Annotated in this window: 15 protein-coding genes and 1 tRNA gene; 8 read left to right on the top strand and 8 right to left on the bottom strand. The window is 44.8% G+C overall.

Going from position 1 to position 13,176, the window contains the following annotated elements:
• Positions 1–48 precede the first annotated feature (48 nt).
• Both HW988_RS10735 and HW988_RS10730 read left to right on the top strand, forming a co-directional pair.
• Complete coding sequence (locus HW988_RS10735) at positions 49–1,857, top strand: hypothetical protein (RefSeq protein WP_181604273.1); 1,809 nt, start codon at positions 49–51, stop codon at positions 1,855–1,857.
• A 150-nt stretch (positions 1,858–2,007) separates the two neighbouring features.
• Complete coding sequence (locus tag HW988_RS10730) at positions 2,008–2,487, top strand: hypothetical protein (RefSeq protein WP_181604272.1); 480 nt, start codon at positions 2,008–2,010, stop codon at positions 2,485–2,487.
• A gap of 138 nt (positions 2,488–2,625) precedes the next feature.
• Here the strand turns inward: HW988_RS10730 and HW988_RS10725 are convergent, their stop codons facing one another.
• From HW988_RS10725 to HW988_RS10715, 3 genes are read right to left on the bottom strand one after another with little or no spacing between them, the layout of a single operon-like run.
• Positions 2,626–3,126: a DUF1993 family protein gene (locus tag HW988_RS10725; RefSeq protein ID WP_181604271.1), complete on the bottom strand. Its 501-nt coding sequence runs from the start codon at positions 3,124–3,126 to the stop codon at positions 2,626–2,628.
• 60 nt (positions 3,127–3,186) lie between these two features.
• On the bottom strand, positions 3,187–4,176 hold the full coding sequence (locus tag HW988_RS10720) for an LLM class flavin-dependent oxidoreductase (protein ID WP_181604270.1): 990 nt from the start codon (positions 4,174–4,176) through the stop codon (positions 3,187–3,189).
• 18 nt (positions 4,177–4,194) lie between these two features.
• A complete protein-coding gene (locus HW988_RS10715; protein WP_181604269.1) occupies positions 4,195–4,890 on the bottom strand; it encodes a nitroreductase in 696 nt (231 codons plus the stop codon).
• A gap of 106 nt (positions 4,891–4,996) precedes the next feature.
• Here HW988_RS10715 and HW988_RS10710 point away from each other — a divergent pair, with 106 nt between their 5' ends.
• Positions 4,997–5,401: a helix-turn-helix domain-containing protein gene (locus tag HW988_RS10710; protein ID WP_181607747.1), complete on the top strand. Its 405-nt coding sequence runs from the start codon at positions 4,997–4,999 to the stop codon at positions 5,399–5,401.
• Positions 5,402–5,654: 253 nt separating this feature from the next.
• Here the strand turns inward: HW988_RS10710 and HW988_RS10705 are convergent.
• A tRNA-Leu gene (locus HW988_RS10705) sits at positions 5,655–5,746 on the bottom strand.
• A gap of 122 nt (positions 5,747–5,868) precedes the next feature.
• Between HW988_RS10705 and HW988_RS10700 the strand changes: the two genes are divergently transcribed.
• The 3 genes from HW988_RS10700 (at position 5,869) to HW988_RS10690 (ending at position 7,476) form a co-directional block, all read left to right on the top strand.
• Complete coding sequence (locus HW988_RS10700) at positions 5,869–6,282, top strand: GFA family protein (RefSeq protein ID WP_181604268.1); 414 nt, start codon at positions 5,869–5,871, stop codon at positions 6,280–6,282.
• A gap of 91 nt (positions 6,283–6,373) precedes the next feature.
• Positions 6,374–6,901, top strand: coding sequence for a hypothetical protein (locus HW988_RS10695; RefSeq protein WP_181604267.1), 528 nt, complete (start codon positions 6,374–6,376; stop codon positions 6,899–6,901).
• Between the two features lie 116 nt (positions 6,902–7,017).
• Positions 7,018–7,476 (top strand): hypothetical protein, encoded by a 459-nt coding sequence (locus HW988_RS10690; RefSeq protein ID WP_181604266.1) that lies wholly within the window; start codon positions 7,018–7,020, stop codon positions 7,474–7,476.
• Between the two features lie 56 nt (positions 7,477–7,532).
• Here HW988_RS10690 and HW988_RS10685 read toward each other — a convergent pair whose 3' ends face one another.
• The 4 genes from HW988_RS10685 to HW988_RS10670 all read right to left on the bottom strand — a co-directional run bounded on the left by HW988_RS10685 (position 7,533) and on the right by HW988_RS10670 (position 11,077).
• On the bottom strand, positions 7,533–8,819 hold the full coding sequence (locus HW988_RS10685) for a helix-turn-helix transcriptional regulator (RefSeq protein ID WP_181604265.1): 1,287 nt from the start codon (positions 8,817–8,819) through the stop codon (positions 7,533–7,535).
• Positions 8,820–8,882: 63 nt separating this feature from the next.
• Entirely contained in the window at positions 8,883–9,272 is a 390-nt protein-coding gene (locus HW988_RS10680; RefSeq protein ID WP_181604264.1) for a KH domain-containing protein, read from the bottom strand.
• A gap of 186 nt (positions 9,273–9,458) precedes the next feature.
• Complete coding sequence (locus HW988_RS10675) at positions 9,459–10,139, bottom strand: RluA family pseudouridine synthase (RefSeq protein WP_181604263.1); 681 nt, start codon at positions 10,137–10,139, stop codon at positions 9,459–9,461.
• A complete protein-coding gene (locus HW988_RS10670; RefSeq protein WP_181604262.1) occupies positions 10,139–11,077 on the bottom strand; it encodes an HNH endonuclease family protein in 939 nt (312 codons plus the stop codon). The genes HW988_RS10675 and HW988_RS10670 overlap by 1 nt, the downstream gene beginning before the upstream one ends.
• 264 nt (positions 11,078–11,341) lie before the next feature.
• Here HW988_RS10670 and HW988_RS10665 point away from each other — a divergent pair, with 264 nt between their 5' ends.
• Complete coding sequence (locus HW988_RS10665) at positions 11,342–11,539, top strand: hypothetical protein (protein ID WP_142700491.1); 198 nt, start codon at positions 11,342–11,344, stop codon at positions 11,537–11,539.
• Positions 11,540–11,750: 211 nt separating this feature from the next.
• Positions 11,751–13,175 carry a TolC family protein gene (locus HW988_RS10660; RefSeq protein ID WP_181604261.1) on the top strand — a complete coding sequence of 475 codons (1,425 nt, stop codon included), beginning with the start codon at positions 11,751–11,753 and terminating at the stop codon, positions 13,173–13,175.
• Position 13,176: the final 1 nt, after the last annotated feature.

Here is a 13,176-nt window from a genome sequence, read left to right as displayed (position 1 = left end):
TAGGTCTCATTCTTGAAAATGAAGTACAGCATATTGGGAGAATTTCTTATGCGTACTCAATTCAAAGATAAGGGCCTTTGGCTTTCATCTATGGTTAGACTCTTTACAGGTGTCTTCCTATTTTCTTTGACGTTCAGTGTGCTGTCTCGAAATGAGACACTCGCAGCAGAGTCATGCTCCCGCATTTTTACCAACCTGCAAAAGGCCGAATTAAAGCAGGGTGCCCTTTTCATTCACGAAAAAGATTCCAAACTTCATGTCACGCCTTTTGTTGAAAAGACAGTTCAGAAAACTCAAAGATCCTTAGGTGTGACTCTGTCTAAACCCGCTGACAAATTGGATGCCTGGTTAGGTCAGTTAGCTAAGGTCGCCGCTAAAGCCGGTAACTCCAATTATGCCAGAGATCAAGTTAAGGAAATTTTACGCAATCAGTATGTGATGAAGCCTTTGGATGTGCCTGAAAGCTACTATGCACAACAAATGCGTATTGCGAAGGAGCGTGGTCACGGCGAGGTGCAATTAAATGCTCAGCAAAGAGTTGAGCTCGCTGCAACTGTTATCAAAGATCAACAGCAGTCGTTGGATTTGTGGGTAGACCATCTGGTTTCCAAAGACACCCAGGTCTACCCGATGTGGCTTAAGTACTGGATGTTCACAGGTATGACGAAGCTTTCAAAGTTTGATGGCGAGTCGGGCAGCTTTGGCAACAGAAGCAAGGAGACTGTGGCGCCTTACGTTGAAGTGAATCATGAGGCCTTAGCTTACGTCGCTGACGCCGTTGTCAGAAAAGTAAATAAGAAATCTTTGGCTGATATCGAAGACCCCGTCTTTTTAAAAGCTCTGGAAGGGGTGAGCTTTGGTAAACTTTATGGGCAAGCTCTCTTTAAGCTCGGTGTGGGTCGAGAAGGTTCTTTCGCAACGAATGAAGGCCAATGGGTTCGCTATGATCGCGGATCTGATCATATGCCGTTAGTTAAATCCCTTGAAGGTCGCAATACAGGTTGGTGCACATCTGGAGAAGCTACGGCGCAAAGGCAATTAAGTGGCGGGGATTTTTACGTTTACTATAGCAAGGATGGCAAAGGGCAGAGCGTGCTTCCTCGTGTGGCGATTCGCATGGACGGAGATCAGATTGCGGAAGTGCGCGGTGTAGGAAAAGATCAGAATCTAGATTCGCAGATTCTGGCGACCTCAATTGTTTCAGATAAAGTTAATTCCTTTGGAGACCGTGGAGCTGCGTTTTTACAAAAAGACGCCGACATGAAAAAGCTCACGGCGATCGAAAAGAAATTTCGCCTGGGTCAGGCTTTAAAGAAAGACGAGTTGGTCTTTCTTCGTGAAGTGGAAAGACCAATTCAAGGATTCGGTCACCAAAAAGATCCCCGTATAGACGAGATCTTAAGTAACCGTGATCTTAAAGAAGACTATGTTTTGATTTTTGATGGTCATTATAAAAAAGAAGAGATCGCGCTCTCAGCTGCAGAGTTTATTAATGCCGGTAAGAACTTTAAAGTGCTTGTGGGAAATCTGGTAATTCTGGAGTCCTCTCAAAAAATGCCCGAGCTGTTGCATGGTGACTTGTCGTTTATGAGAGTGGATTCTGCAGAAGGAATGGTTTTTCCTCGCAAGGTGACAGGTAATTTAATACTGGATGATGTCATTCATGCCCAAGGAGTTAAATTGCCTTTGGAAGTTGGTGGAAACATTCAGTTGCGTTATCTGAAGCAGGCTCAGGGATTGGTTTTACCAACCATCGTAAATGGAAATTTGGATCTGCAATCTCTTAGATCTGCCGAAGGCATAACTTTTCCAAAAACTGTGAAAGGATACTTACGTTTGGACAGTTTAAAAAAATAGGCACTGCATTTGGGGCTTCCTTCAAATAATTCGAAGCTTGGATTCGAATATCTCTAATATACACCGACTGACATGTTGATTTAAACCTTTCTTCGTTCAACGCACGCTTGCATGTGGCTTGGGTGTAAAACGATTTTAGGAGAATTAGTTATGAAAAAGATGTTGGTTTTTGGCCTAGCAAATCTGGTAGCCGGTTCTGTTTTAGCAGCACCATCCCCAGTAGAACCTTTGAAAATGACCACGAGCGATAAAGGTGTCGCAGTTTACGCTGATACTTGTTCAAATGGCGCAAATTCCACTGATGGCGATACAGTACGTGAATTCATCAAAAACATGGAAGCTGACCAAAACTCGAAGCTTTATAGAATTGAGCAAAAAGCCGCGCAAGAACGTAAAGCCGATGTTTACGTTTGGGTATCAGAGCCCACATTGGCTGCTCACGTTCGCGTGGGTTGTGGCGAATCATACAACAAACAAATTGCCATGGTGAATACTCAGGAGAAGTCTTACAACGGCCATAACATGCGTACTCAATATATCATCGTTATCAAAGATACAGTCGAAGGCGGAGTTCGTACTTTGGAACTGGTTGATGTAAAACCATTTTCCCTTAAATCTGATAACGAATAAGGAATCCTGCCCTTTGTGATCCCATTCGTTTTAAGGATTAGAAACATTAGTACTTTTGATCGATGAGACTCCGGGCACTCGATCAAAAGTACTAATCAGGAGTCATATATGGCCCTATGGACCGCAAGTTTGTGGTGTTTATTTCATGAAAGGTAGCTGTCCGATGTAGTCCATTTTCCCGATCTGAACACCGTTATGGCGAAGGATCGCGTAGGCCGTAACCACGTGAAAATAAAAATTCGGAACCCCGTGCTGATACAAATAATCTTTTCCAAGAAAAGCTCCGGACCAGCCCTTGGGAGCAACTATTCTTTCTTCCCAGCCGGAGAAATCGCTCTCTTTTATAGACGAGACGTAGCTGATCGTCTTTTCGATGAGAGCTTTAAGTTCAGGTATCGTTTTCTCATCATTTTTAAAAATTGGCACTTCCTTACCGCTCAAGACTGAGGTGGCGAGCCTTGCCGTATCACACGCCCAATATATCTGGCTCATTAGGGGGAGCATATCTGGTGCAAGTCGCGAGTTCAGAAGTTCTTCTGACGCAATGTTGTTCGCCTCAGCGTACCATTGCGCTTTATCGAGAAGGCGCGAAAGTGTTTGGAGCATTTTTGTGAACTGTGTGATTTGTGCGTAAATCATGAAATTCCTGTTGTTGTTGCTTAAGTAAAAATTTGTATGAGCGTGCTTTATGATCATACGTCAAATGCTCGATACCACTTTCGACAGAATCTCGTAGGATCTTAATCTTGCTTCTATATCGAAGATGGAGCTAACCACTATAAACTCGTCAGATTTTGTTTCCTGATATGCACGCTCTAAACCTATATGAATTTTTTCCGGCGAGCCTATGACGGAGAAATCTAGCATTCTATCCAAAAACATTTTCTCACGAGGAGACCAGAAGCTAGCTATGTCGGCAATTGGTGGTGGAAATTTCTCTTTTAAGCCTCGTGCATAATTGATTAAATATTGTTGATGGCTAGAAAAATGAAACTCTGCTTCTTTATCTGTTCCTGCAGCTACGAGATTTATACTGATCGCGACGTACGGACTTTTTAATTGTTTTGATGGCTTAAAATTGCTTCTATAAATTGCAATCGCATCACGCATAGATGCTGGAGAAATGTGACCAGCAAAAGCGAACGGTAATCCCAGGTGTGCGGCGAGCTGTGCACCGAAGGTGCTTGAGCCTAATATCCACAAAGGGATTGATAGCCCTTGTCCCGGCGTTGCCGTAATCGTTTTGCCTTCACTGCGGTCTTCAAAGTAACCCTGAAGCTCTTGAACATCTTGTGGGAAGCTTTCTGCAGAATCTGGTAAGCGCCTTAAGGCATGCAATGTGTTCAGCTCAGTTCCAGTTGCTCTTCCCAAGCCCAAATCGATTCGTCCGGGGTACAAAGACTCCAATGTTCCAAACTGTTCGGCGATGACGAGTGGCGCATGATTTGGAAGCATAACCCCTCCGGCGCCGACTCGAATCTTTTTGGTTCCAGCTGCCAAAAAACCTACTGCGACAGAGGTTGCGGCGCTTCCAGTTGAAACAGAGTTGTGATGTTCAGCAACCCAGAACCGAGTATAGCCCAGTTCTTCAACTTTTTGCGCAACCTTCAATGTATCGTACAGGGCTGTCTGAGCATTACTATCTTGGTTGATCATCACGAGATCTAAGACTGAGAGGTTTATTTTCATTAGCTATGCTCCATAAATTTATTCTCTGAATGTCACAGTTTCGTTTAATGGAGCTCTCGACGTAATGAGCTGGTTAACCGGTGCCTCGGGATTTGCGTAGCCGAAAGATATCCCCCACAAAAGTTTGTATTCGGGACTGATATTTAGAGTCTCTCTAATTACGTCGCAATACATACCTAAGACGGCCTGTGGACAGCTGTCGATACCATAAGCTTTCATTGCGAGAAGTAAAGTCTGTCCATACATGCCTATGTCGTTGAGATTTCTTTCGACATCAAAATTAGGAACAAACAGAAAAGCGGCATGAGGGGCTCCGAAGAATTCAAGATTCCGAATATAGTTTTTTCTGTTACCTTCCTGATCGCCACGAGCAATTTTTAGCAGACCATATAAGCCCGCTCCAAATTCTTGCATGCGCTTCGAGTAGACTTCGGTGTAAGTGCCAGAGGTATACGGAAAGTCTAGATATGTATGTTTTTTGTCGTAAGCACTCTTCAGCGCTGTCGACAATTTTTGCAGAAGCGGTCCACTAACCACTTCAATCCGTCTGGCTTGCGTGTTTGTAGATGACGGAGCCTGATTGGCCAATTCAAATATTTTGCATAAAGTTTCCTGAGGAATTCTTCCTGGAAGATAGTCTCTTTTTGAGCGTCTAGAACGAATCAATTTTTCTGCATTTTCTGTGAACTGTTGATTTGGAATGTTTTCAGCCACAAGCTCTCCTTTGGTTATATGCTAACCATTGTTAAGTTACTATATCGGTGATATGTTTCTGGCACAAGAACCCACCTTTACGTGGGTTACTAACCTGTGGGTGCGTATGAAGAAGGTGTCTAATAAGAGAAATATTCAGCCTAATCAGCTTTGCAACAATGTTGATGCGGATGGAGTTAGAGAGCTCATGAACACGGTGGGAGACAAATGGAGTGTTTTTATAATTGTAGCTTTGCAAGGTGCCCCAGGACACCGCGCCAGGTTCTCAGAGCTTGAAAGACTCGTGCGTGGAATTTCTCAAAAAATGTTGAGCTCGACATTAAAGAAGCTTGAAAGAGATGGTATCGTTGCGCGTGAAGTTTTTCCCGAAATTCCTCCACGCGTGGAATACCAACTTTCTTCATTGGGGTTAAGCCTCTATACGATCCAACAGGCCCTTGTATGTTGGGTGGCTGACAATTGGAATGAGGTGAAAAAATCTCGTGCACGAGCTGATAAATTGAAAATGTGAGCACTCGTGAATTGATCAAAACAAACATCGAACACCGCTGACTTAAATAAACAGCGGGTTTTTTATTCCCCAAAAACGCGGCGCCCGTAGGGCCAGCGTCACCCAACACTGAGCACCACTTCCTCTTCTTTTGCGAGTTCCGCAGGCCTCTGTAGCCACAACGAAGCCACAGAAAAAACATCGAGCCAATAAACAAACTAACGAAGAAGAAGTAAGCCCGAGCGAGGACTGTCCGAAGCAAAAGAAGAGGAAGTGGTGCCTCGGGCCGGAATCGAACCGGCACGACCCTGTAAAGGAATCCCAGGATTTTAAGTCCTGTGCGTCTACCAATTTCGCCACCGAGGCAAATCGTGCGAAGAAGAACAGATGATACCTGTCTTTACTTAAAGGTCAACTTTAGGCGCAGCGTTAAAATCTAAAAACCAAAAACTTGCCATAATATCAGGCAAGTATGGCACCATAATCCAATGAGTAATCAATATCAGGGTTCTTGTTTGTGTCAGCGGGTTAAATTCAAAGTCGAGGGCAGCTTTGAAAGTTTCTTTTTATGTCACTGCAGGCACTGCCAAAAGGACACAGGTTCTGCTCACGCAGCGAACTTGTTCTCTTCCAAAGCGCGCCTCAATTGGCTGAGTGGTGAGGATAAGGTTCAGAGTTTCAATCTGCCAGGAACCCGCCATTCCAAAAGTTTTTGCCAGGAATGCGGTTCGGCTTTACCAGGTTTGCAGATGAATGGGCAGTTGCTGGTTGTTCCTGCGGGAAGTTTAGACGGCGAGCTTTCTGTTAGACCCAATGCCCATATTTTTTGTGCAAGCAAAGCCAATTGGGATGTCGATCTCGAAAAGGTCATGAAGTTCGAAACCTTCCCCGATGAATCATAGTGCTACAGTACGGTTGTCGCGTTTTACATAACCTAGTCTAGTCGTTCAGACGTTTGGTTAAGTAATAGGGGTGGGTTCCGATCTACCCTGTATGGGAAATTCGTTCAGACTGTTCTTATGTGGTCTTTTTCTATCGGTACCGGTCCTTGCGGCAGAAAGCTCCTTTAAAGGAGACTTGCTGGAGGTCTTGCAGATCTATGCTAAGCAGAACAATCTGGGCTTAAATAAGCCTTCCAATAACTTTATGGGCTTTTCCATTACCGCGGCGGGGAGCGAGAACAAGGTCACCGTTTACCATGCGGATTCACCGATAGATGTGATTTTAAACGATTACGTTTGTTCCAATCAGGGCTGTCAGCAAGTGGCCCGGGATCCCCGCTGTTTTTACTATACGCCGGGTGGCAGCTATTCTGCGATGGCGATATACGAGGCGGCCTTTCAACAAGCCCAAATCCCTCGTCCCTGGGGTATCGGTCAGCTTAAGTTCTGGCAGCTGGGTGCGACGGTTTATGGTCGTATTTCCAGTCCTTCTGCGGATTCAAATGAACTCTATTCCTGCTCTGTAAAACAAGCAGATCTGGTTTGTGAGAGTGCTCTAGAGACTCCCGACGAGCCCTAATTGTTAGAATCTCGTTAGAGTCGGGTAATCCTTCTATGGTCCCAGAGAATATTGTTTCATAAAAAGCCATTCCCGGGTAAAAGAGGTTCCAGCCAAAACCTAATAGGGAGTTTTTTATGAAAGCGCTTTCGTCAGTGGTTCTTTTGACTGGTCTTATGATTTCTGGTTTCGCTCAAGCATCTCAATTGCCTGATGAAGCTTTGAATACCTTCCAACTTCTTCGCTCATACACTCGCGGTTACGATTTGACTGCAGGTAAAGCAGCTAACGGTCACCCTTGCAGCTTGAAATTCGACTATTCAGTTATCAATGGTAAAGGCAGCGTTTACGTTAACCTGACTGCTGGTGATACAGAAGCTTTCAAAGACGTGGCGATTTATTCTTCTGCGATCACTAAACCTGAAAGCGTCACTGCAACAGAAATCAAAATGGGTGACTGGGGTTGGGAAGGCGAAGAAACAAACTTCGTATTGTCTCGCACCGAGGCCGCTTTGTCAGTTAAAGCTGAATACACATACAGCGAAGACTACGGTAACGGAACGACTTCAGATACTTGCACTTTCGCAAAAAAATAATGACTTTTTAAAAACCCCACAGCGATGTGGGGTTTTTAGTTTCTAAAGAGTGCAGATTAGTAGTAGTAAAATTCAGCAATTTCTTGAGGTGCCACTTCGTTGCGCCCTTCCAGTTTTTCAATCAAAGCCAGGGGATATTGAATTCCCTGCGCTTGATAATATTCCTTGGCCTTAGTGATCATGCTTTTGCGAATTCCGTGGCTGCCCGGGTTTAACTTAGAAAGTAAAAGCCCATCGATTGTCGTGGAAGCCAAATAGAATTCAGCCCGGCGAGTTTTATACAAGCGGTGAGCAAGTATGGTTCTGGCTTCAGCATAACGTCCCTTTAAAATGAAATACAAAAACTCAGCTTGGGAAAGTAAAGGACAATAACGATCCACCAGAGTGCATTTGTGCATCAAGCGCGCTTTTCCAAAATACTGAGCCGAAAGCGTGGTCGGGCCATTTTTAAACTTGGCAATGATTCCCAAATAATAATTCCCTAACAAAATGCCGCGCCCCCAGCCGGATCTTTCCGCCGTCTTTAAAAAGCGACGGCCGCATGCTTGGGCTTTAGGAAGATTCTTAGTCCGCAAGTATAAGTGCACCAAGTGAAGATACATCCAAGCCGCCAGCAATGGATATGGTTTAGAACGGGTCTTCAGTGTTGTCAGCAGACCCCGGCGCAATTGCACTTCCGCTTCCGCATTTTGCCAGCGGTGTAAATGCACGCGGCCACGGACATAGGAATACTCCGCCAGAACACTGGGGCGAGTGATCTTTTCAAGGTTTTGCAGGTTCTGATTTAAATAATCGTCGGCCTTAAAAAGATTTCCGACAGCTTCATCCAAGCGTGCGAACCAATTGCGAACATCTCCCATGTGATTTTCGTTTTGCAAAAGCTCTGCGTATTTCATGGCTTTGCTAAGGTAAATTTTGGCAGCCTGGAATTTTCCCAGATAGAAAGAGGAAATTCCGATGTTTCGGGAAATCACAAAGCACTGCTCACTTGGTAAAGCTTCGGTGTGAATGGATTTTAGAATTTCCAGATAGCGATTCCAATCGTCGGTTAAACGAATGGATTGAAAAGATCTTTCAGAGCAAAGCTCCGCCACGGCTTTATCTGTGGGGCGCAAGCTTAAAGCAGGGGAGTCTCTTTTGATTTCCCCCGCAGTCGGTCCCAAAACTTCCATGAGTTTTTCAATTGTCTCTGGCTTGACTCGGCGAATACTTTGGTTCATCCAGCGTTGGATGGTTTTCGTCGAGATATCGAGCCTTACCGCAAGATCGTACTGGGACATCTGGTGATGCTTTAGTAAATTGCGTAAGGCCTTCGAATCGATTTCAATTAGTTCGTTACTCATATTAGATAAGCATACTAATTGTGCTAAAAAGTGACAGTCTAGTTTGGCTAATTGTGACTCTGTTTATGCCGATTGTTTCAGGGGTTTCATGTCTTGAGAAAAGTAAGGAACTTCGATAATCGAGCGAATTCCATGACGTGCCGTCATCGCAAGAATCACATTGCGAAGACTTCCGATCATTTTACCGCGAGAACCTAACATTCTTCCGAAATTTCTTTTTGAACAATCGATATTGAAGATCGTTGTGCGTTCACCTTGAGTGACTGTCACAGAAATTTCTTCCGGAAAGTCGACGATCAACTTGAGGATTTCCTCGAGTTTGATCCGAGTTTTTTCTATAATCTCGTTTTTGTTGGGGATGAAATCAATCATTCCCGTGTCCTCAGCTCCGGACTTTGATCCGCTGTCGGTTTGAGGTTTGCGAACGATGATTGTTGGTATTTTCTTTTCCATATCCGGCATGGTTCCTTCTCTCCGTTATGAGCCATTGTTGGATTACATGTCGGAAATGTGCTACCGGAAATGAGGGTATCCGAGGATCACTAGCCTCTGTCCACCATGTCCGGGGAAAATTCTGTAATAAACAAGGTTGTTCGTCGGAGAAATAGATCGCTGGAATAAATCGCGGCGAACCTGCGGTTAAGTGGATTTCAGTAAAAGAATAAATTCTTTCATATCCTCGGGTAAAGCAGATTCTATTTTTATCGGAACTTGGGTAAAGGGATGAGTGAATTCCAGGCTTAATGCATGCAGCATCAAGCGGGGAGCCACTGGTGTTTTATTGCACGGGTAGATGTCGTCGCCAAAGATACCCATGTGTTCTTCTGCCAAATGCACACGGATTTGGTGCATTCGTCCCGTTAACGGTTGAGCCTCCACCATCATTCCTGCTTTGAATTTTTCAATCAGACGGAACTTGGTGTGAGCTTTATCACCACCGGAAGTGGTGGATTTCATCTTGGTTTTTTTTAGTTTGTGATCTTTCACTTCAGCCAGATGGTTCTGGATTTCCCAGGTTTCTGGCATTTTGCGATTGCGGGTCAGACAACGATAGGTTTTTTGGATCAAATGCTTTTTAAACATATTGGCCAAAGGATCATTCGCTTCTTTGTTTTTAGCAAAGATCATGACGCCGGAAGTGTCGCGGTCCAGGCGGTGGTGCAGGGCCAGATAGAAATCAGTGCCGCGTTCTGCCTGCAGTTGTTTTTTTAATTGGGTGAAGAAGTCAGGACGGCTTTTGTCCACCGTCGCTTGCGAAGGAAGACCGGCGGGCTTTTCAGCCGCTAAAAACCAGTCGTCCTCGAACAGAATTTTAAACATTATCTTTTATTGATCATACAGAAGTTTAAGTTCTGCGTGATAACGTTGCGTTGGTTGTCCAATTCATCTTTAGTAAAGACGAAATCAGAAGCCTTGCAGTTGTACTTGATGATGTTGTCGCTGATAGCTTTCGCTTCTTCAGGATTCAACGTCAAACGCCAGATCATTTTGATGGCGATCCAGTTACGGATGTATTGGCAGCGACCTGGTTCAAACGGTGGAAGGTAACCTTCTGGACCGCTATCACCTTTGGACATGTTTTGGTGAGCTTCGGCTGAAACCAGGTGCTCTCTCAAGCCCATGTAATTCGCATACAAACAGCGTGTTTTATAATCCCAGTTAAATGCACCTGACATATAGGCGTTTTTAAGTGGCACCATATGATCAATCTGAATTTGGCGAGACGAAGTGATTTCAGTGTTCGTGTACGGATCGTCCCAAAGACCATCTTCCACGACGCATGTTTTACCGTTGCGATAAGTGATTTCGCCTTTGGAATCACGAACCAAGACCTTTGCACGCGTATTCATGCAGGTTTCGTCTGTAGGATCATTGATCCAGCGGCCGAAGTGCAATTTGCGCATGTACTTTTCAGTTGGTACTGGCATGTCGTAATTGTATTGATTCCAACGAAGCAAGTTCACGACTGCAACTTTAACTTTTCTTGCAAATGTTGAGATCAGTTCCGTCGGAGCCATCAGTTCCATCGGCATCGTTTGAGCGCCGCGAACTGTGACTTGATCCAAGTTGGTATCATCAATCATATAGAATTGATGCCATTGTGGTTTATCTGTATATGGAGCGGGTACCGCTTGCTGTGAATCGCCCGTTTGTGATGCGTGTACCGGAGGCATCGTCTGTGATGACTCCTCGGCCAGCGTCGTATTTGCACTCAGCAAAGCTGTTGCAAAGACTCCCATAAACGTAGCGAATTTCATGCCCCTCACGAAATCCATTATTCCCCCCGCGAATGGATAAATTTTTACCTTGAGACTTATTGGAGTTTCAACAATTGATTCTGTCAGTTTTTGGTTCGGGGAATATCACCTTGCGTTAAGTGCAGGCGGGACGATGTTTCTGCTCTGAAATTACTCATTGGTGCAGAGGGCTAGTATCATGGTGCGTCTGGAAGACTTCCCTTGATCTGCCCGAGAAATAATCACAAAATTCAATTACTTTGATAATCAACATAGGGAGTCCCGATGAAAAAAATCGTGTTCGCATCTTTAGTCGCTTTGTTCTTGGGTGCGTGTGCATCGACTGCAAAAAAAGAATCTTGTGCATGTGGTATGGATAAGGCCAAATCGGCATGTCACGGTGGCGAATGTGCCGTAGATAAAAAAGCTTCTGCTTCTGGTTGTGCGGACTGCCACGCTGCGGAAGATAAAAAGAGCAATTAAGTCTCTTTTCGGTCTTAACATTTGAATCAAAATGTTCGGGAAACCCTCGCCAGCCGAGGGTTTTGCTTTTTCTAAAATCGCCACTCTATTTCACTCCTCTGAGCTGTTTTTTTGAATGTTAAAAGTGTTGTATCGAAAGAGTTGTTTACTGACCCTAATTATTTTACGCTTTTCGGGTAAACAAGAATGAGTCACGGAAGGACTTATCTCTATGACGAGCAAACTGTGTGTCGCGTTTTTTCTGTTGGTAGCTTCGCAATCCTTCGCCATGAACTTGCAGGAGTATTTGAAATCCGTAGAAATCCATCACAAAACAATCAAGGCCTTGGATGTGGCTAAAGAAGCGGCTGATGATCGAAATTTAGCCGGCGACTTGGAATTTGTTCCAGCGATGTCAGCTGAAGTAAGCTATTTAAGTGATAAAAATCCTTTAAGTCAGTTTGCGATGTTCGGTGTTCCTGAAAGTAAACAGCTTGCCTACAATCTTGGATTCTCTAAAAAGTTTTCTTCCGGTACTCAAGCGTCCCTGTGGGGGACGGTTACTCAATTTGATAACCCAGGAATCGTAAACCCCCAGTTTGCGGCTTATAGCAAATTTGGTTACGGACAATTGGGATTAACTCTTTCTCAATCTTTGTGGAAAGATGCTTTTGGTCATGCGACACGCCTTCGTTGGGAGCGTCAAGATGCTGCAACAGCCGCACAAAAAGGCGACTTTGATTATAAAATCCGCGGAGTCCTGGTTCAGGCCGAAGCTGCTTACTGGGAATACCTGTATGCTGTGGAAAACTTGAAAACAGCAAAAGGTTCTTTGGAGCGCGCTAAAAAAATTGAATCGTGGACTCGTCGTCGTGTGGCCGATGGGATCAGTGATCGTGCCGATCTTTTGCAAGGGCAGGCCTTGGTGGCGGGACGTCAGCTGGTCTTGATTACCGCAGAAGATGATTTGGAGGCGGCAAAAAAAGCGGTCCTCGATGCGATGGAGCTTAAAGAGATGTCTTCCTTCCCGAATTTGGAAGGGGATTTAAGTGCCGCTCGTCCCTTGGAATCATTAGTGAGTGGTGGCAAGGGGCGCGTAGTGCAAATGGAAGCTTATTTAAAATCCCTTGAGGCCAAGGCAGCCGCCGTCCAGGCAGAAGAAGTCGAAGACAGCTTCCGCCCTGACTTGGTGTTAAGTGGGTCCTATAATACCAATACTTTTTCTAAAGACATGCCAGATGCCACTCAAAATCTGGGCGACGTAAATAATCCGACGGCCAAGGTGGCTTTAACTTTGAAATACATGTTTGATACTTCTGTTAAACGCGCGGCTAAAGATGCCTCTAAGAAAAATGCTTTGGCGTCACGCTTGCTGGCGGAACGTCAGCTCTTAGAAAGTGACAGCGCTTGGAGTGAGCTCAACCGACGTTACGGAGAGATGACACGTCGAGTGCAAAGTGCCGAGCAATTTAATAAGCTGCAAAACGATCGCTCGCGAGCGACGAATGATCTTTTTAATAAAGGCCGTACCATTACGATGAATGTGGTCGACGCCGAAAATGATGCGGCCACTTCGGAACTTAATATGAATCGTTTAAAGGCTGAACAAAGAAAAATGGAAGCCCAAGCCCGTTTATTTATGACGGTGGAGGAATAGG

The sequence above is a fragment of the Bdellovibrio sp. KM01 genome (genome assembly GCF_013752535.1).
GTDB lineage: Bacteria > Bdellovibrionota > Bdellovibrionia > Bdellovibrionales > Bdellovibrionaceae > Bdellovibrio.
The sequence above is the reverse complement of the archived record's forward strand: the minus strand, read 5'-3'. Positions and strand labels throughout refer to the sequence as shown.